This window comes from Streptomyces sp. NPDC090021 (assembly GCF_044748225.1).
GTDB lineage: Bacteria > Actinomycetota > Actinomycetes > Streptomycetales > Streptomycetaceae > Streptomyces.
Map to the genome: position 1 here is coordinate 139,403 of NZ_JBIVFO010000013.1, position 17,915 is coordinate 157,317.

At 72.9% G+C, this 17,915-nt stretch carries 16 protein-coding genes; 12 read left to right on the plus strand and 4 right to left on the minus strand.

Features of this window, described 5'->3' with window-relative positions; all coding sequences use genetic code 11:
• Positions 1-59 precede the first annotated feature (59 nt).
• Together ACIPXC_RS13120 and ACIPXC_RS13125 are read right to left on the minus strand one after the other, a co-directional pair.
• On the minus strand, positions 60-1,055 hold the full coding sequence (locus ACIPXC_RS13120) for an N-acetylmuramoyl-L-alanine amidase (protein WP_401616372.1): 996 nt from the start codon (positions 1,053-1,055) through the stop codon (positions 60-62).
• A gap of 88 nt (positions 1,056-1,143) precedes the next feature.
• Positions 1,144-1,785, minus strand: a complete 642-nt coding sequence (locus ACIPXC_RS13125) for a class I SAM-dependent methyltransferase (protein WP_401616374.1) — start codon at positions 1,783-1,785, stop codon at positions 1,144-1,146.
• A 170-nt stretch (positions 1,786-1,955) separates the two neighbouring features.
• On the opposite strand from ACIPXC_RS13125, the gene ACIPXC_RS13130 reads away from it, so the two are divergent.
• The 6 genes from ACIPXC_RS13130 (at position 1,956) to ACIPXC_RS13155 (ending at position 9,467) form a co-directional block, all read left to right on the plus strand.
• Complete coding sequence (locus ACIPXC_RS13130) at positions 1,956-2,804, plus strand: Scr1 family TA system antitoxin-like transcriptional regulator (protein ID WP_401616376.1); 849 nt, start codon at positions 1,956-1,958, stop codon at positions 2,802-2,804.
• Positions 2,764-3,102: a DUF397 domain-containing protein gene (locus ACIPXC_RS13135; RefSeq protein WP_401616378.1), complete on the plus strand. Its 339-nt coding sequence runs from the start codon at positions 2,764-2,766 to the stop codon at positions 3,100-3,102. Before ACIPXC_RS13130 ends, ACIPXC_RS13135 begins: the two co-directional genes overlap by 41 nt.
• Before the next feature lie 33 nt (positions 3,103-3,135).
• Positions 3,136-4,713 carry a serine/threonine-protein kinase gene (locus ACIPXC_RS13140; protein WP_401616380.1) on the plus strand — a complete coding sequence of 526 codons (1,578 nt, stop codon included), beginning with the start codon at positions 3,136-3,138 and terminating at the stop codon, positions 4,711-4,713.
• Positions 4,714-4,863: 150 nt separating this feature from the next.
• Entirely contained in the window at positions 4,864-5,730 is an 867-nt protein-coding gene (locus tag ACIPXC_RS13145; protein WP_401616382.1) for an SUKH-3 domain-containing protein, read from the plus strand.
• A 376-nt stretch (positions 5,731-6,106) separates the two neighbouring features.
• Positions 6,107-8,239: an acyl-CoA dehydrogenase gene (locus ACIPXC_RS13150; RefSeq protein ID WP_401616384.1), complete on the plus strand. Its 2,133-nt coding sequence runs from the start codon at positions 6,107-6,109 to the stop codon at positions 8,237-8,239.
• A gap of 40 nt (positions 8,240-8,279) precedes the next feature.
• On the plus strand, positions 8,280-9,467 hold the full coding sequence (locus tag ACIPXC_RS13155) for a lipid-transfer protein (RefSeq protein ID WP_401616386.1): 1,188 nt from the start codon (positions 8,280-8,282) through the stop codon (positions 9,465-9,467).
• Between the two features lie 236 nt (positions 9,468-9,703).
• Here ACIPXC_RS13155 and ACIPXC_RS13160 read toward each other — a convergent pair whose 3' ends face one another.
• Positions 9,704-10,057 (minus strand): DNA-binding response regulator, encoded by a 354-nt coding sequence (locus tag ACIPXC_RS13160; RefSeq protein WP_401616452.1) that lies wholly within the window; start codon positions 10,055-10,057, stop codon positions 9,704-9,706.
• 216 nt (positions 10,058-10,273) lie between these two features.
• Between ACIPXC_RS13160 and ACIPXC_RS13165 the strand changes: the two genes are divergently transcribed.
• The 3 genes from ACIPXC_RS13165 to ACIPXC_RS13175 all read left to right on the plus strand — a co-directional run bounded on the left by ACIPXC_RS13165 (position 10,274) and on the right by ACIPXC_RS13175 (position 13,252).
• Complete coding sequence (locus ACIPXC_RS13165) at positions 10,274-11,128, plus strand: MaoC/PaaZ C-terminal domain-containing protein (RefSeq protein ID WP_401616388.1); 855 nt, start codon at positions 10,274-10,276, stop codon at positions 11,126-11,128.
• 38 nt (positions 11,129-11,166) lie between these two features.
• Positions 11,167-12,243, plus strand: a complete 1,077-nt coding sequence (locus ACIPXC_RS13170) for a Zn-dependent alcohol dehydrogenase (protein ID WP_401616390.1) — start codon at positions 11,167-11,169, stop codon at positions 12,241-12,243.
• A 67-nt stretch (positions 12,244-12,310) separates the two neighbouring features.
• Positions 12,311-13,252, plus strand: coding sequence for a 3-oxoacyl-ACP reductase (locus ACIPXC_RS13175; RefSeq protein WP_401616392.1), 942 nt, complete (start codon positions 12,311-12,313; stop codon positions 13,250-13,252).
• Between the two features lie 4 nt (positions 13,253-13,256).
• On the opposite strand, the gene ACIPXC_RS13180 is transcribed toward ACIPXC_RS13175, so the two are convergent.
• Positions 13,257-14,372, minus strand: coding sequence for a hypothetical protein (locus ACIPXC_RS13180; protein WP_401616394.1), 1,116 nt, complete (start codon positions 14,370-14,372; stop codon positions 13,257-13,259).
• A gap of 224 nt (positions 14,373-14,596) precedes the next feature.
• Here ACIPXC_RS13180 and ACIPXC_RS13185 point away from each other — a divergent pair, with 224 nt between their 5' ends.
• From ACIPXC_RS13185 to ACIPXC_RS13195, 3 genes are read left to right on the plus strand one after another with little or no spacing between them, the layout of a single operon-like run.
• Positions 14,597-15,454 carry a Nif3-like dinuclear metal center hexameric protein gene (locus ACIPXC_RS13185; protein ID WP_401616396.1) on the plus strand — a complete coding sequence of 286 codons (858 nt, stop codon included), beginning with the start codon at positions 14,597-14,599 and terminating at the stop codon, positions 15,452-15,454.
• The gene (locus ACIPXC_RS13190) at positions 15,451-16,194 is read left to right on the plus strand and encodes a zinc ribbon domain-containing protein (RefSeq protein ID WP_401616454.1); all 744 of its coding nucleotides are present in this window, start codon (positions 15,451-15,453) and stop codon (positions 16,192-16,194) included. Before ACIPXC_RS13185 ends, ACIPXC_RS13190 begins: the two co-directional genes overlap by 4 nt.
• On the plus strand, positions 16,194-17,540 hold the full coding sequence (locus ACIPXC_RS13195) for a bifunctional RNase H/acid phosphatase (RefSeq protein ID WP_401616398.1): 1,347 nt from the start codon (positions 16,194-16,196) through the stop codon (positions 17,538-17,540). Before ACIPXC_RS13190 ends, ACIPXC_RS13195 begins: the two co-directional genes overlap by 1 nt.
• Positions 17,541-17,915 lie beyond the last annotated feature (375 nt).

Below are 17,915 nucleotides of genomic sequence, written 5' to 3' on the forward strand. Positions count from 1 at the left end.
GTATCCCGCAACCGAGAGGATCGGGGCGGCGGGCGCCCCGGCGGGACGCCCGAGAGGGACTACCCGCCCAGGAAGCCGACGATGCCGTCCGCGATGCCCTGGGCCGCCTTCTGCCGCCACTGCGGACTCGTCAGCTGCGCCGCGTCCTTGGCGTCACGCATGTTGCCGCATTCGATGAACACCTTGGGGCGGGTTGACAGGTTCAGTCCGCCCAGATCGTCGCGGACCACCAAGCCGGTTCCACCGCCGAGGTAGTTGGCGGGGGCCGAACCGGTGGTGCGGGCGAAGTTCCCGGCGATGCGTTCGCCGAGCTCGCGCGAGGGGCCCACGATCTTCGCGGTGTCGGCGGCCCCGCTCTTGACCTTGGCGGGGAGGATGACGTGGAAGCCGCGGTTGCCGGCCGAGACGCCGTCGGCGTGGACGGACACGACGGCGTCGGCGTTCGCCTCGTTGCCGATGCGGGCACGCTCGGTGATGCAGGGTCCCCAGGCGCGGGCGCCCGTCTCGTGGGTGAGGACCACCTTCGCGCCCTGTGCCTCCAGGGCCGTCCGCAGGCGCTTGGAGACGTCCATGGTGAACTCCGCCTCCATGTAGCCGGAGTTCGTGGTGGTCCCGGTGGTGTCGCACTCCTTGCGGTTGGTGCCGATGTCGACCTGCTGGTCGATCTCGTCGGTGTGCTTGAAGTTGCCGGTGTTGTGCCCGGGGTCGACGACCACGGTCTTCCCGGTCAGCGGGCCCTTGGCGGGGGCCGGAGCGGGGGCGGCCGCGGGCGTGCTCGCCTCCGTGCTCGGGCTCCCGCTCGGGGTGGAGCCCGGCTTCGCGTCCCGCTGGCCCGGCGACAGCGCCGAGTGCGAGGCGGCCTGCGGGGCCGAGGCGGGCCGGTTCTGGTCCGGCCCGGCCCCGGACAGCGCCTGGGTCAGGACCCAGCCCGCCAGGCAGGTCGGGGCGAGGGCGGCGATCCCGACCACGAGCGTGGAGCGTCGGGTGAACCAGTGCCGGTCCGGATTCGCCGAGGAGCCGGACTCGGGGGGCGGGGGGCTGTCGTCGTAGCGCACGTCCGCGATGCTAGACCGCCGCCCGGCGGCCCGGCCGGTACTGCGCCATACGGGGGCGTGGTGCGCTTATATGAACGGAAAAGCGGTGTCAGATGCCCGGGCCGGTGCGGCGCAGCACGCGCAGCGAGTCGGTGACGGAGACCTCCTCGAAGGCGCCGGAGGCGAGGGCGCGCAGGTAGATCCGGTACGGGGCCTGGCCGCCGTCCGCCGGGTCGGGGAACACGTCGTGGATGACGAGCGTGCCGCCCTCGGCCACGTACGGGGCCCAGCCCTCGTAGTCGCCGGTCGCGTGCTCGTCGGTGTGGCCGCCGTCGATGAAGACGAAGCCCAGCTTGCCGCCCCAGGCCGCCGCGACCTGCGGGGAGCGGCCGACGATCGCGATCACGTGCTCCTCCAGCCCGGCCCCGTGGAGGGTGCGGCGGAAGGTCGGCAGGGTGTCCATCAGCCCGACCTCAGGGTCCACGACCGTCGGGTCGTGGTACTCCCAGCCCGGCTGCTGCTCCTCGCTACCCCGGTGGTGGTCCACGGTGATCGCGGCCACGCCGGCCTCGCGGGCGGCGTCGGCGAGCAGGATCGTCGAGCGCCCGCAGTACGTGCCGACCTCCAGCAGCGGCAGCCCGAGCGCCCCGGCCGCGGCGGCGGCCTCGTACAGCGCGAGGCCCTCCCGTACGGGCATGAACCCCTTGGCGGCCTCGAAGGCGGCGAGGGTCTCCGGCTTGGGCGTGGCCATGTCGTTCCTCCTGCTGAGCTGCGTGTGGCGGCCCATGCTGCCCTACCGCCGGGTAGGGGTCCATGCCGGGGCCCGGCCGCCCGGGCCGATTGCCCGGTTCCGGCACCTTTCCGCAGTCGGACGGCTACGCTCGGCCACGGAACCGGCAACTGGCTTGGGGGTGACCGTCCATGGTCGGCGTGCGTGATCTCGATCCCAGCGCCTCACCGCTGGACTACTACGGATCCGAACTGCGTCGCCTGAGAGAGGAGGCCGGCCTCAACCAGGCACAGCTCGGCAGCATCGTCTTCTGCACGGGCTCGCTGATCGGCCAGATCGAGACCACGCGGAGGGTCCCGACGCGGGACTTCTCGGAGCGGGTGGACGCGGCGCTCGGCACGGGCGGGGTGTTCTCGCGGCTGGTGGGGCTGGTGCTGCGCCATCAGCTGCCGACGTGGTTCCAGCCGTACGCGGAGATGGAGGCGCGGGCTGCGTACATCTCCACCTTCCAGGCGCAGTTGGTCTACGGGCTGCTGCAGACGGAGGAGTACGCGCGGGCGGTGCTGGGCGTACGGAACGATGAGCGCCTCGACGCGAGGTCGGCCGCCCGGATGGAGCGGCAGCGCATCCTGGACCGCGAGAACCCGCCACTGGTGTGGGTCGTGCTGAGCGAGGCCGTTTTGCATCAGGAGATCGGCGGCCGGGACGTCATGCGGAACCAGCTCGCCCATTTGCTGGACCTGCGGGGGCGGGAGTGGGTGAAGGTGCAGATCCTGCCCTTCGAGGCGGGTGCCCACGCAGGCCTGCCGGGTACGTTCACCGTTCTGCGGTTCGACGACGACCCGGACATCGTCTACACCGAGGACTTCGTCCAGGGCCATATGACGGCCAATCCGCAAGCTCTCAGGGAGGGTTCGCTCCGATACGATCATCTGCAGGCTGCCGCCCTCTCGCTGGAGGACTCGGCGGCGCTGATCGCCCGAGTGATGGAGGAGCGCTATGGACACCAACCAGCACCTGACGGGCGCGGAGTGGCGTAAGTCCTCGTACAGCTCCGACACCGGCGGGGAGTGTGTCGAGTGCGCCCCGCTCGGCACCTTGGCCTGGCGGAAGGCCTCGTACAGCGGTGACACCGGCGGTGATTGTGTCGAGTGCGCCCCGCTCGGCACCTTGGCCTGGCGGAAGGCCTCGTACAGCGGTGACACCGGCGGGGAGTGCGTCGAGGTGGCCGCGCAGCCCTGCCTCGTCGCCGTGCGGGACTCCAAGAACCCCGGGGGGCCTGTGATCACCGTCCGCCCCGCCGCTTTCGCCGCGTTCGTCAGGGCCGCCTCTGTATGATCCGCTCCCGACTCGGGGGAGAGGGGCAGGGGCATGGAGCAGGTGGGGCCGGGGGGCCCGACGCACGTGGGACCGTTCGCGGTCGTCGGCGTGCTCGGGCAGGGCGGGATGGGCCGGGTGCTGCTGGCGGCCGGCCAGGACGGGCGGCTCGTGGCCGTCAAGCAGGTCCTTGCGCACTTCGCCGACGACGAGGGCTTCCGGGCGCGTTTCCGCCGTGAGGTCGCCGCCTCGCGCAAGGTCTCGGCCGCCTACACGGCCGCCGTGATCGACGCCGACCCGGACGCGCCCACGCCCTGGCTGGCCTCGGTCTTCGTCCCTGGGCCCTCCCTCGGGGCCGTGGTCAAGACGGCCGGGGTGCTGCCGGAGGACGTCGTACGCCGCCTCGCCGCGGGTCTGACCTCCGCCCTGGCCGAGATCCACCGGGCCGGACTCGTCCACCGGGACCTCAAGCCCGACAACGTACTCCTCGCCGAGGACGGCGTCCGCGTCATCGACCTCGGCATCGCGCGGGCCACGGAGGGCGAGGCGGAGGGGGAGGCCGGGCTGACGCGTACGGGGTTCGTCGTCGGATCGCCCGCGTACATGTCGCCCGAGCAGGCGGAGGGGCATCCGCTCACGCCCGCCAGCGACGTCTTCTCCCTGGGCTCCCTGCTGGTCATGGCGCTGACGGGCCGCAGCCCCTTCGCCGGTGCCTCCACCCTCAAGACGCTGTACGACGTGGCGCACGGCGAGCCGGATCTCGGCGGGGTCCCGGAGGGGCTGCGCGACCTCGTTGGGCGTTGCCTGGCCAAGGACCCCGCGGCCAGGCCGTCCTCGGCGGAGCTGCGCGAGCTGATCGGTCCGGTGAACCCGTCGGGCCGTCAGTGGCCTTCGGCCGTGTACGAGATGCTCGCCGCGCAGCGGACCCGGATCGACGGGCTGCTGGAGGGCCGCCCGGTGGCCGCCGCTCCGGCGCGGGACCCCGAGCCGGAGCCGGAGCCCGAGCCCGCATCGGCATCGCGGCCCGTCCCGCCGGTGCCTCCGCAGCCGACCGCGCCGCCCGGCATCGGTCGCCCCGGGGGTCCGCGGCGGCGCCGACGCCGGGTCGCGGCGCTGGTGGCGGCCGGTGCGCTCCTCGTGGCCGGTACCGGTACCGCGCTGTACGTGCGGGACCGGATGAACGCGCCCATCGCCCACACGGCCGTCCCCCGTTGTCAGGAAGCGCGCGAGAAGGTGCCGCTGGACCTGCGGCCGTCGACGGCGGACACCCGGTCCGAGGTGGGCGACGGCGTGCAGTCGAGCTGCAACGGGGGCGGTGAGACCGCCGCGTCGCCGACCGCCCTGGTCCGGTGGAACCTGAGCCTCGGAGGTGACGCGGACGCCGACGCGGCCGCGCAGAAGCGGCTGTTCCAGTCGGAGGCGGCCGGTCAGCGCCCGGCGTCCCGTCTGGGGTTCGGCACCGAGGCCTACTGGGGTTCGGCCGGCGGCGGCTGGACCTGCGTCCTCGGCGTGAGGGAGGGCAATCTCTCCGTCCGGGTGAGCCTCCGGGCGAAGCCGTACACCAAGGGTGCCTGTGAGGCCAAGGCGAAGGACGCCGCCCGCGCGGCACTGAAGGCCGCCCCGCGAGGCTGACCCGCAACGCCGGCCCGTGTCCGATCCGATGTGACGTTGCCAGGGGCTTGCGTGGTGACGTGCGGAGTGAGGAGTTGCGCTGGGACATGCGGCCCCCCTGCCCAGAACAACCTTGCATTGCGCGTGGCCGGGACCGGCACGATTTCGTCGTTGACGACGCTGGCGAAGGTGCAGCATCGTCGGGGCATGGGATCTGAAGGTGCGAAGCGCAGTCATGCACAGGCTTGGGCGGAGCTCCTGGAGGAGTACCCTTCCCAACCTGACGGGAAGGACCAGTCTTCCCCGTCCCTGGGATTGTTGCTGCAGGCGGCTGTGCGTGAGCCGTTGCTGAGTTCGATGTATCCGTGGATGTCGATGCAGCAGCTGAGTGTGTCGCCATCGGACAGCTGGGAGGACTGGGGTCGGGAACCGCTCCCGGCGATGTTCGCCTGTCCGGATTCCTATTCGGTAGTGGACCGCTCTGATCGGGGAGAGCGTGTCGCTTTCGAGACGGCTGATCCTGCCGAGGCAGTTGCGTTCGCGGCCCGACTTGTTCGCGACCAGCGGGCAGCGCAGACGAAGGGGTCGCACGTCTGGTCGGCCGAGGTAGAGGCGGTGCTGCGTGATGCGGGCTGGTATCCGGGGCGGAACGTTGACACGACGGTGTGGCGTGAGCGTCTGGAAGCAGACGACTTCCGTATTCATTCCGCCGCCGAGGATTTCCTGCGTGAGTTCGGTGGGCTGACAGTTGTCAGCGGTGGCTCAGGCGTCACCAGGGCGAGAGAACCATTCGAACTCGACCCACTGCTTGCGCTGGGCGAAAAGGACCGTTTCGGCGAATGGGGAGAGGAGATCGGGCGGCACCTCTTTCCGCTGGGGGAACTCGACCACGGCCACGCCTTCCTCGGCCTTGACGAGCGCGGCGAGTTGTATGTCGTCGTCAACTGGCTGGCCAGGTTCGGTCGTATGCCCGAGGCCATGGAGAACCTCGTCCTTGGCGTGATGCCGGTTCGTATGCCCAGCTCAGCTCAGCCCTGAGGACGTATGTGGAGTGGATCGATCGGTGGGCGAGGCGGGATCTGATGGCGTGCGGCGCGTCCTCGAACCGCGTCGCCCACACATCCGCGAGCGGACGCCGGAACTCCGACCCACCGGGATAGATGTACCCGACCTCGAAGCCCTCCGCCGGAGACCCTGTCACGCCGTCCGGTACCACCCCTCAGGCATGCACCACGAGCAGCTTACCCCGCCTCTCGATGCAAGGTCACGCTGACCTAAGCAAGATCACGTGCAGCCTAAAACTGGCCTGTGCAAGGTCGACCAGTACCGGACAGCCCGCGCCGACCGGGCCGGTCGCGAAGAAGACCTTCATCTGACCTTCCGTCAGATTGAAACGTGTTCTAGTCTGCCGCGCATGGGCATCGGAATCACGCGGGAGCAGCGGGAGTTGGCCGAGGCGGTGCGCGGCTGGGTGGCGCGCGTCGTACCGCCCGAGGAGGTGCGCAAGCTGCTCGACTCCCCGCCGCGGACCGGGGTGCGGCCCGGGTACTGGGACGCGCTGGCGGAGTCCGGACTGCTGGAGCCGCACCTGGAGGGCGGCACCCTGCTCGACCTGGCCGTCGTCGTCGAGGAGGCGGCCCGGGGCGCGCTGCCCGGCGCGTACCTGCCGAGTGCGCTGGCCTCCGTACTGCTGGACCGGGCCGGTGCCGAGCCGCTCGCCGGACGGGTCGGGGCGGTCGCGCTGGGGCCGGGGACCCTGACCGCTGTGGCCACCGAGGGCGGCGGGCACCTGCTCGACGGGCTCGCGCCGCCCGTGCTCGGCGCGGGCGAGGCCGACCTCGTGCTGCTCGCGGCGGAGGCCGCGCAGGAGACCCGCTGGTTCGCCGTGGACGCCGCCGCGCTGGACGTCCGTACGCACGAGAGCGCCGACCCGACCCGTCCCACCGCCGAGGTGCGGGCGCGCGGCGCGGTCGTCCCCGCGGGCCGGCTGCTGGAGCTGGACGCCGCCCTCGTCCGCGACCTCGCCTGTGTGCTCTTCGCCGCCGACGCCTGCGGCACCGCCGCCCGCGCCCTGCACACGGCGGCCGAGTACGCGAAGGTGCGCGAGCAGTTCGGCCGGCCGATCGGGAAGTTCCAGGGCGTCAAGCACCTGTGCGCCGACATGCTCGTCCGGCTGGAGCAGGCCCGCGCGCTGGCCTGGGACGCCGCGCAGGCCATGGACGAGCCCGCCGACGTGCGCGCCCTCGTGGCGGCCCTCGCCGCCGGGACCGCCCTGGACGCCGCGTACTCCTGTGCCAAGGACTGCATCCAGATCCTCGGCGGGATCGGCTTCACCTGGGAGCACGACGCCCACATCCACCTGCGGCGGGCGATCGTCGCCCGCCAGCTGCTCGGTCCCGGCGACGGGCACCGCGTACGGGCCGTGCGGTACGCGGCGGGCGGGGCGCGGCGCGAGCTGCGCCTGGAGCTGCCGGCGCAGGCCGAGGAGCACCGTGCGAAAGCGCGCGCCGCCATCGAGGACGCGCGCGGCCTGGACCCGGTTGCCGCCCGGCGGATCCTGGCTCCCACCGGCTACGCGGCCCCCTACCTGCCGCCGCCCTACGGGCTCGGGGCCGGGCCCGTCGAGCAGCTCGTCGTCCAGCAGGAACTCGCGGCGGCCGGGGTCAGGATCTCCGACCTCGGCATCGCCACCTGGATCGTGCCCTCCCTGCTGGCCTACGGGACGCAGGCGCAGCGCGACTCCTACGTACTCCCCACCCTGCGCGGGGAGATCACCTGGTGCCAGCTCTTCTCCGAGCCGGGCGCAGGATCCGACCTGGCCTCGCTGCGGACCCGGGCCGAGCGGCGGGAGGACGGCTCCTGGCTGGTGAACGGACAGAAGGTGTGGACGAGTTCCGCGCACACCGCCGACTTCGGGATCCTGCTGGCCCGTACCGATCCGGCGGCGCCCAAGCACAAGGGGCTCGGCTACTTCGTCGTCGACATGAAGAACACGCCCGGCATAGACGTCCGGCCGCTGAAGGAGATCACCGGAGAGGCCCTCTTCAACGAGGTGTACCTCGACGACGTCGAGCTCCCGGCGGACGCACTGGTCGGCGCCGCCGACGGCGGCTGGCAGGTGGCCCGCAACACCCTCGGCAACGAACGGGTGCACATGGCCGACCGGATGACCTTCGACACGGGGCTGGAGGCGCTCCTCGCGCGCGCCGCCGACCTCGACGGCGCCCATCGGGCGCGGATCGGCGCGCTGGCCGCCGAGGCGCACGCCCTGGCCTGTATCTGGCTGCGCACCACGCTCCAGCAGGTGTCGGGGCTGGAGCCGGGCGCGGGCGCCTCCGTACGCAAACTCGTCCAGACCCCGCACCAGCAGCGGACCGCCGAGCTCGCGCTCGAACTGCTCGGGCCGGCGGGCGCGGTGCGGGAGGGGGCGGGCGAGCGGGCGGTGCACGGGATGCTCATGTCCCGCTGCCTGACCATCGCCGGGGGCACCACACAGGTCCAGCTCAACGTCGTCGCCGAGCGGATTCTCGGCCTTCCCAGGGACTAGGGACCAGGGACCAGGGACCGGAGACTAGGAGTCAGCGGGCATGAAGTCGTACATCGTGGGCGTGGGCATGACGAAGTTCGAGAAGCCCGAGTCGCGGGACTGGCAGTACTGGGACATGGCGAAGGAGGCCGGGTCCGCGGCCCTCGCGGACGCGGGCGTGGACTACGCGCTGGTGCAGCAGGTGCCGGTCGGCTACTGCTTCCAGGCCTCCACCGCCGGCCAGCGCGCGGCGTACGAGCTGGGGCTGAGCGGGGTGCCGGTCTACAACGTCAACAACAACTGCGCGACCGGGTCGACGGCGCTGATGATGGCGCGGCAGTTCGTGGAGGGCGGACTGAGCGACTGCGTGCTGGCGCTGGGCTTCGAGAAGATGAAGCGGGGTGCGCTGGGCGGGGGCGCCGACGGAGGCGACGTCAAGACCTCGCCGGTGGCCCGGCACTACGGGATCATGGCGGCGGGGCACGGCTTCGAGATGTCCCCGCCCACGGCGCAGATCTTCGGGAACGCGGCGCGGGAGCACATGGAGCGCCACGGGACCACGCCCGCGCAGCTGGCGGCGGTCGGCGCGAAGAACCACCGGCACTCGGCGAACAACCCGAACGCGCAGTTCCAGGACGTGTACTCGGTGGAGGAGATCCTCGCGGCGAAGGAGATCCACGCGCCGCTGACGAAGCTGCAGTGCTCGCCGACCTCGGACGGCGCGGCGGCGGCCCTGGTGGTGTCCGAGCGGTTCCTGGTCGCGCACGGGCTGCACGACAGGGCCGTGGAGATCGTCGGACAGGCGATGACGACGGACGCGGAGGAGTCCTTCGCGTCGGGCTCCTGCATCGACGTGGTCGGCAAGCCGATGAGCGCGGCGGCGGCCCGGCAGGCGTACGAGGCGTCCGGGCTCGGCATCGAAGACGTGGACGTGGTCGAGCTGCACGACTGCTTCTCGATCAACGAGCTGCTGACGTACGAGGCGCTGGGCATGTGCGAGGACGGGGCCGCGGGCAAGCTGGTGGAGAGCGGTGCCACGACGTACGGGGGCCGGTGGGTGGTCAACCCCTCCGGCGGGCTGATCTCCAAAGGGCACCCGCTCGGCGCGACGGGGCTGGCACAGGCGGCGGAACTGGTCTGGCAACTGCGCGGCGAGGCGGGGCCGCGGCAGGTCGCGGGGGCCCGTGTGGGCCTGGCCCACAACATCGGCCTGGGCGGCGCGGCGGTGGTGACGATGCTCAGGCGCTGACCGCGCGGCCCGCCGCGGGGTGGACCGCCGCCCTGCCCGGCCGCCCGCGGGCCGGGCCGCAGCGGCGCTGCCCCCAGCTCTCCGCCCCCGGCCCGCGCGTTCGGCCCGCGGGGGAGGAGAGCTGGGCCCCGCTCCCGCGAGCAGGGCCGGTCACTGTGATCACGTCGAACCTCCAGGTCAGGTGCCGGCCTCGGGGTCGGCGACCTACACAGGAGGCACGGGAGCCCCGAAAGGATTCACCCCAGGGCCGGATCGACCACCGTCTCGCCCGTCGAGGCCCGGCGGATCGCTTCCGCCAGGTCCTCCACCCGGTCGTCCCGCAGGACCAGGCCGGCCGCGCCGGCGGTGAGCGCGGCCTCCCGCAGGCCGGGGTGCGCCGAACCGGTCAGCACGAGGATCCGGCACTCCGGATCGTCCTCCAGCAGGGCGGTCACCGTCGTGAGCTCCTCCACGAGGGCCACTTCCGGGCGGGCCATCGGGTCGCGCACGACCTCGATGTCCGGCTGGAGGCCGAGCCGGAGCGCCAGGGCCGGATCGGGCGGGTCCAGCAGGACCCGCAGGGGGCGGCCTCGGCGGTGTTCCACGGGCATTTCGTCCACCGGGAAAGCCTATCTGACGGGGAGTCAAGAGTCTTCCCAAGTGCGGGGGCGTGCGTTATACATTCCCTCACCGGCCGGCCCTAGAACGCGTTCTAGAACCGGCCGCCCCGCAGACGACCTCGGTGCGGCCGACGGTGCGGACGGCCGCGCCGAGGTCTTCCAGGGCAGCGATTTTCCCGACCACCGACGACAGGGAGCCGCATCCTCATGCCGATCGATGCCGCCAGGGCCCTCGCCGCAGACCCCCGCCAGGGGGACATCGGCTGGGACCACAAGGACATCCAGCTCTACCACCTCGGCCTCGGCGCGGGTCTGCCGGCCACCGACCCCGACGAACTGCGCTACACCCTCGAATCCAAGCTCCATGTCCTCCCCAGCTTCGCGACCGTCGCCGGAGCGGGCATGGCCATGCTCGGCGGCCTCGCCGCCCCCGGCATCGAGGTCAACCTGGCCCACGTGCTGCACGGCGGCCACTCCATCGAGCTGCACCGGCCCATCCCCGTCAAGGGCCGGGCCACCTCCAGCTCCAAGGTCGCCGCCGTCTACGACAAGGGCAAGGCGGCCGTGATCGTGCTGCGCTCCGAGGTCGCCGACGCCGACGGGCCGCTGTGGACCAGTGACGCGCAGATCTTCGTACGGGGAGAGGGCGGCTTCGGCGGCGAGCGCGGCCCCTCCGCCAGGGAGGAGCTGCCCGGGCGCGCCCCCGACCGGGTCGAGGAGCGGCACATCCGCGAGGACCAGGGCCTCCTCTACCGCCTCTCCGGCGACTGGAACCCGCTGCACGCCGACCCCGAGTTCGCCAAGCTGGCCGGCTTCGACAAGCCGATCCTGCACGGCCTGTGCTCCTACGGGATGACCCTCAAGGCCGTCGTCGACACGGCCCTCGGCGGGGACGTCTCCCGCGTCCGCGCCTACCGCACGCGCTTCGCCGGGATCGTCTTCCCGGGCGAGACGCTGCGCATCCGGATGTGGCAGGAGCCCGGCCGCGTCCTGGTCTCGGTGACCGCCGTAGAACGCGACGACGCGCCGGTCCTCGCCGACACCGTCGTCGAACACGCGTAACACTCCCGCCCCCTGACAGCACCGACAGGAGCCGCACCGTGCGCGCAGCACTGCAGAGCGAGATCGGCCAGGACAAGCTGGAAGTCGTCGACGACATGGAAGCCGTGGGCTTCGGACCCGGCAAGGTCAGGATCCGCGTCCGGGCCACCGGGCTGTGCCACTCGGACCTGTCCGCGATGAGCGGTGTCCTGCCGCAGCCCGCGCCCTTCATCCCCGGCCACGAGGGCTCCGGCGTGATCACCGACGTCGGCGACGGGGTCACGAGCCACCGGATCGGCGACCGGGTCCTGGTCTGCTGGCTGCCGCCGTGCGGCCACTGCCCCTCCTGCAGGCGCGGTCAGGGCCACCTGTGCCTGGAGGCTTTCGGGAACGTCGCCACCCCCAACTTCAAACGGGCGTCGAGCGACATCTTCGGCTTCGCCGGCACCGGCACCTTCTCCGAGGAGATGGTCGTCCCCGCCGCCTGCGCCGTCCCGATCCCCGACGACGTCCCCTTCGACATTGCCGCACTGATCGGCTGCGGCGTCACCACCGGCCTCGGCGCGGCCATCAACACCGCCGAGGTGGAGGCCGGTTCCTCCGTGGCCGTCATCGGCTGCGGCGGCGTCGGCATATCCGTCGTCCAGGGCGCCAAGGTGCAGGGGGCGGCCCAGATCGTCGCTGTGGACCCGGTGGAGTCCCGCCGCGAGGCGGCCCTGCGGTTCGGGGCCACCGAGGCGGTCTCCCCGGAGGAGTTCGCCGACGCCAAGAACCGGATCACCGCCGGTGAGGGCTTCGACTACGTCTTCGAGGTCGTCGGCAAGTCCGCGACCGCGCAGAAGGCGTACGAGATGACGCGGCGCGGCGGCTCGGTCGTCGTGGTCGGCGCGGGCGCCCTCGACGACAACTTCCAGATCAACATGTTCTCGCTGTTCTTCGACGAGAAGAAGATCCTCCCGTCGATGTACGGCGGAGGCGACGTGCTCCGCTCCTACGAGCGCACCATCGCCCTGTGGCGGGCCGGCCGGATCGACCTGGCGAACCTGATCACCCACCGCGTGAGCCTGGCCGAGGTCAACGACGCCCTCGACCAGATGCGCACCGGCGTCGCCCTGCGCACCTGCATCGAACTCTGACCCGGTCGCCGGCCGAACCGACCGGCGACCCGTTCCGCAGATCCGATCTCCGAGGGGAACCGTACGGATGTCACTGCCACTTGAGGGACTCTCCGCCATCGTCACGGGCGCGGGCCGCGGGCTCGGCCGGGCCGAGGCGATCGAACTCGCGCGGCTCGGCGCGAGCGTGGTCGTCAACGACTTCGGCCAGCCCGGCCGGGACGGCTCCGGAGAGGCCTCGGCCGCCCCGGCGCAGGAGGTCGCCGAGGAGATCCGGGCCGCGGGCGGGCGGGCCGTCGCCCACCTCGGCGACGTGGCCGACTTCGAGCAGGCGCGCGAGCTGGTCGGGCTGGCGGTGTCCACGTACGGGAAGCTCGACGTCCTGGTCAACAACGCGGGAATCCTGCGCGACCGGATGATCTTCTCGATGTCGGAGGAGGAATGGGACTCGGTGATCCGGGTCCACCTCAAGGGTCACTTCAACACCACCCACTTCGCGTCCGCGCACTGGCGGGAGCGGTCCAAGGCGGCGGGCGGCCCGGTCTACGGCCGGATCGTCAACACCTCCTCCGAGGCCTTCCTCGGCGGCTCGGCCGGCCAGCCGAACTATGCCGCGGCCAAGGGCGGCATCGTGGGTCTGACGACCTCGACCGCCCTGGCCCTGGCCAAGTACGGGGTGACGGCCAACGCCATCTGCCCGCGCGCCCGCACCCGGATGACGCAGGACGTCTTCGCCGGCTTCGAGGTCCCCGAGGACGGCAGGCTGGACGCCCTCGCCCCCGAGCACGTCGCCCCGCTCGTCGGATATCTGGCCTCACCCGCCTCCGCCAAGGCCAACGGGCAGCTCTTCGTCGTGCACGGAGGCATCGTCGTCGTCATGGAACGCCCCAAGGTCGCCGCCAAGTTCGACACGGGCAAGGAGTCATTCTCCTACGAGGAACTCGACGCGGTCCTCACCCCGCACTACGACTCCCGCCCGGCGAACGAGACCTTCGCCGCGCCGGAGGTCCTCGGCCTCAGGCACGGCTGACCCGCTACTGCCGTCCGGCCAGCGGAGCCTGCTGGAGGGGGACCGGACGCGGCGAGGACGGCGGCGAGGACGGCGGCGGGGCCGGCGGATCCAGGTGCACCTGCGGGTCCAGGTGCACCGGCGGGGGAGGGGGAGCAGGAAGGTTCATCCCGACGATCCCGCAGGGCACTTCCGCCGTCGTGCACGGCAGGTGCAGGCGGCCCTGGGGGCTCCACATGCCCGCACCGCCGAGCCACCCCGCCGGGGCGGCCAGCCGGAAGACGCGCCGGTCGGCGGGGCGCCACAGGCCGATGTCCCCCTCGGGCAGCCACAGTGCCACCCCGCAGGTCTCCGGCATCAGCGCCTGTCCCGGCTGGACCGCGAAGGGCAGGGCGTCCCCCAGCCGCAGGCACTCGGGGAAGCGGACCGGCCGCGAACTGCCCAGCACCCCCCAGCCCAGGCGCGGCGCGCCGGGGGCGTCGGAGCGGATCAGCAGCAACCCGCTGTCCGGCTCGGCCAGCAGCAGCCGGTCGTCACTGTCCTCGGTGATCTGCAGCAGCGGGGAGACCTCGCCGTTGCGCCCCAGGTCCACGGCGACGGCCTTGACGGTGCCGTCCAGTTCGCGGTCCAGAGCCAGCAGCCGCCCCGTCCGGTCCAGCCACACGCCGCCGGAACAGCGCCCCGGGATCCGCGCCACCCGCTGCGGCCCGAACGCGCACCCGGCCACCTGCCACAGCGTGGTCACGGTGTCCGCCGCGGCCACGGCGAAGGCACCGGACCCGTCCGGCGCCGGCGGGAGCAGGAAGACCCGTACGCCCTCCTCCGCGTCCACCCCGCCCAGCTGCAGCTCCCCGGTGCGCGGCCCGGCCGCGGCACCCGTCGGGTAGAGCAGGGCGAAGGCGTGGCGGTCCGCGATCCGCCGGTGGATCAGCACGCGCCCGTCGGCCAGCGGGAGGAGCTCGCTGTCCGCCTCCTCGGGCTGTGCGAGGGGCAGCGGCACCGCGTACGGTTCGGGACCGGCGAGGGTCCAGCGTTCCGCGTAGCGGGCCTCGCCGTTCCCGGCGAGCCGGGCGGCGTACGTCCCGTCCGCGGAGATCGTGAACGGGGCCGTGGTCGTCATCTCGATGGCACAGACAGTCATCCGGGCCGTCACCTCCGGTGAGGAAGCTAGTTTTCGGGATTCCCGCCGAACAACACGACCAAGGCGGCTTCACACGTAAGGGTGTCCGGGCGGCGATTCGTCTGTGATGCGCGGTGCGATTGTGCTGTGCGGCATCGAAAGGCAGGCGTGACGGGCGTGGGTCCGGCCGCTTCGCGGGGGCCGGCGCTGACCGGGCGGGCCGCCACGGACGGTAGCCTTGGCCCGTGCCCCGTCTCTCTGAAGTCATCGCCGCGCTGGACGCTCTCTGGCCCCCCTCGCGGGCCGAGCAGTGGGACGCGGTCGGAACCGTATGCGGCGAACCCGACGCCGAGGTCACCCGGGTCCTCTTCGCGGTGGACCCCGTCCAGGAGATCGTCGACGAAGCGGTGGACCTGGGTGCCGACCTGATCGTCACCCACCACCCCCTCTACCTGCGGGGGACCACCACGGTCGAGGCCGGCACCTTCAAGGGCCGTGTCGTGCACACGCTGATCAAGAACGACATCGCGCTGCACGTCGCCCACACCAACGCCGACACCGCCGACCCCGGGGTCTCCGACGCCCTCGCCGGTGCCCTGGACCTGCGGATCACCGGTCCGCTGGTGCCGGACCCGACCGACCCGGAGGGCCGCCGCGGCCTCGGCCGGATCTGCGAGCTGGACCGCCCCGAGACCCTGCGCGAGTTCGCCGCGCGCTGTGCGGCCTGGCTGCCGCCGACGGCCCAGGGCATCCGGGTCGCCGGCGATCCGGACGCGATGATCCGGCGCGTCGCCGTCAGCGGTGGCTCCGGCGACAGCCTCTTCGCCGAGGTACGCGCCGCCGGCGTGGATGCCTTCGTGACCTCCGACCTGCGCCACCACCCGGTGTCCGAGGCCCGCGAGCAGAGCCCGCTGGCCCTCGTCGACGCCGCCCACTGGGCCACCGAATGGCCCTGGTGCGAGCAGGCCGCCGCACAGCTCGACGCGATCTCCGAGCGCCACGGCTGGGGTCTGCGCACCCACGTCTCGCGCACGGTCACCGACCCCTGGACGGTACACGCGCCGTCCGTACCCTCCCCTTCTATCTCTGGAGCCCCCAACTGAACGCCGAGCCCGCCGACCAGATCCGACTTCTCGATGTCCAGGCGCTGGACGTCCGGCTGTCTCAGCTCGCCCACAAGCGCAAGTCGCTGCCCGAGCACGCCGAGCTCGACACGCTCACCAAGGACCTGACGCAGCAGCGCGACCTGCTGGTCGCCGCCCAGACGCAGGCGAGCGACACGGCCCGCGAGCAGACCAAGGCGGAGCAGGACGTCGACCAGGTGCGCCAGCGCGCGGTCCGCGACCAGCAGAGGCTGGACTCCGGCGTGGGCATCTCGGCCCGGGACCTGGCGAACCTGCAGAGCGAGGTCGTCTCCCTCGCCAAGCGCCAGGGCGACCTGGAGGACGTGGTCCTGGAGGTCATGGAGCGCCTGGAGGCCGCGCAGGAGCGGGTCTCCGAGCTCACCGGGCGGGTCTCCGCCCTGGAGGCCAAGGTCGCCGACGCCACCACCCGTCGTGACGCGGCCACCGCCGAGATCGACGCCGAGGCGGCCAAGGTCACCAAGGACCGCGAGGTGATCGTCACCTCGATGCCGGGCGACCTGATGGCCCTGTACGAGAAGATCCGCGTCAAGCAGGGCGGGGTCGGCGCCGCGCGCCTCTACCAGCGCCGCTGCGAGGGCTGCCGGCTGGAGCTCGACATGGCCGAGGTCAACGAGATCAAGGCCGCCGCCCGCGACCAGGTCGTCCGTCACGAGAACTGCGGCCGCATCCTCGTCCGTACGGCCGACTCGGGCATCTGATGCCGCGTTTCGTCGTGGAGGCGGACGGCGGGTCCCGGGGCAACCCGGGGCCGGCCGGCTACGGCGCCGTCGTCCTCGACCCGGGCTCGGGCGAGACACTGGCCGAGCGCGCCGAGTACATCGGCGTCGCGACGAACAACGTGGCCGAGTACAAGGGCCTGATCGCCGGGCTCACGGCGGCCCGTGACCTCGCGTCCGACGCGGAGGTCCTGGTCCGGATGGACTCCAAGCTCGTCGTCGAGCAGATGTCGGGCCGCTGGAAGATCAAGCACCCGGACATGAAGCCGCTCGCCGCCGAGGCCGCGCGGATCCTGCCCCGCGCGCAGGTGACGTACGAGTGGATCCCGCGCGAGCGCAACAAGCACGCCGACCGGCTCGCCAACGAGGCGATGGACGCGGGCAAGCGCGGCGCGCAGTGGGAGCCGTCGGACTCCTCGGCCGCCCTCGCCGCCCCGTCCGCGCCGTCGGCCCCGTCGGGCCCGCCCGGTGACGCCGCCGCGGGTGCCGCGGCGGCCCGGGCGGCCCTGGCCGCCGCCCGCGGCGTCGCCGGCGCCGACACGTCGGCCGGTGCGCCGACCGCCGGGCCCGGCGCGGCGGGCACCGCGCCCGCCACCGCCCCGGCGTCCGCGGACACCGGGGCCGCCGCCCTCCTCGCGCAGCCCGGCGGGGCCGGTCAGGGCCTCACCGCCCCTGCGGGCGGGCAGGGCTGGGGGCCCGCCATGGGGGCGCCGGCCACCTTCGTACTGCTGCGGCACGGCGAGACCGCGCTCACCCCGCAGAAGCGGTTCTCCGGCAGTGGCGGAAGCGATCCCGAGCTGTCCCCGGCCGGCCGCCGCCAGGCGGCGGCCGTCGCCGAGGCGCTCGCCGCCCGCGGCACCGTCCAGACGGTCATCAGCTCGCCGTTGCTGCGCTGCCGCGAGACCGCCCGGGCCGTCGCCGACCGGCTCGGCCTCGACGTGACCGTCGAACAGGGCCTGCGCGAGGTGGACTTCGGCGCCTGGGAGGGCCTGACCTTCGCCGAGGTGCAGGAGCGCTTCCCGGACGACCTCCAGGCCTGGCTGGATTCCCCGAAGGCCGCCCCCACGGGCGGCGGGGAGAGCTTCGCGGCCGCCACCCGCCGGATCTCGGCCACCCGCGACCGTCTGCTGGCCGCGCACGCGGGCCGCACCGTACTGCTGGTCACCCACGTGACCCCGGTCAAGATCCTGGTCCGGCTGGCCCTCGGGGCCCCGCCGGAGTCCCTCTTCCGGATGGAGCTGTCCGCGGCCTCCCTGTCGGCGGTGGCCTACTACGCCGACGGCAACGCCTCGGTCCGCCTCCTGAACGACACCGCGCACCTGCGGTAGGCCGTGCCCCTGCGGGGCCCCTGCGGGGTTGCTCGGCGGGTCCGGGGCTTGCTTCGCGGGGTCGGGAGCGTGTCGCGGGGCCCCTGCGGGGTTGCTCGGAGGGATCCGGGCTTGCCTTGCCGGGTCCGGAGCGTGCTGCCGGGCGGGATACGGGTTTGCTTCGCGGGGTCGGGAGTGTGTCGCGGGTCCCGGGTTGCGGGCGTGGTGCGGGTGGGTCGGGGGGCCGGGCCCCTGCGGGGTTGCTCGGCGGGTTCCGGGCTGGCCTTGCCGGGTCCGGAGTGTGCTGCCGGGCGGGATACGGGTTTGCTTCGCGGGGTCGGGAGTGTGTCGCGGGTCCCGGGTTGCGGGCGTGGTGCGGGTGGGTCGGGGGGCCGG

Coding starts and splice junctions, on each gene's coding strand:
- ACIPXC_RS13135 (WP_401616378.1), top strand. CDS start 2,764: ATGGACACCAACCAGCACCTGACGGGCGCGGAGTGGCGTAAGTCCTCG.
- ACIPXC_RS13165 (WP_401616388.1), top strand. CDS start 10,274: ATGCCGATCGATGCCGCCAGGGCCCTCGCCGCAGACCCCCGCCAGGGG.
- ACIPXC_RS13180 (WP_401616394.1), bottom strand. CDS start 14,372: ATGACTGTCTGTGCCATCGAGATGACGACCACGGCCCCGTTCACGATC.
- ACIPXC_RS13195 (WP_401616398.1), top strand. CDS start 16,194: ATGCCGCGTTTCGTCGTGGAGGCGGACGGCGGGTCCCGGGGCAACCCG.
- ACIPXC_RS13125 (WP_401616374.1), bottom strand. CDS start 1,785: ATGGCCACGCCCAAGCCGGAGACCCTCGCCGCCTTCGAGGCCGCCAAG.
- ACIPXC_RS13175 (WP_401616392.1), top strand. CDS start 12,311: ATGTCACTGCCACTTGAGGGACTCTCCGCCATCGTCACGGGCGCGGGC.
- ACIPXC_RS13130 (WP_401616376.1), top strand. CDS start 1,956: ATGGTCGGCGTGCGTGATCTCGATCCCAGCGCCTCACCGCTGGACTAC.
- ACIPXC_RS13150 (WP_401616384.1), top strand. CDS start 6,107: ATGGGCATCGGAATCACGCGGGAGCAGCGGGAGTTGGCCGAGGCGGTG.
- ACIPXC_RS13140 (WP_401616380.1), top strand. CDS start 3,136: ATGGAGCAGGTGGGGCCGGGGGGCCCGACGCACGTGGGACCGTTCGCG.
- ACIPXC_RS13155 (WP_401616386.1), top strand. CDS start 8,280: ATGAAGTCGTACATCGTGGGCGTGGGCATGACGAAGTTCGAGAAGCCC.
- ACIPXC_RS13160 (WP_401616452.1), bottom strand. CDS start 10,057: ATGCCCGTGGAACACCGCCGAGGCCGCCCCCTGCGGGTCCTGCTGGAC.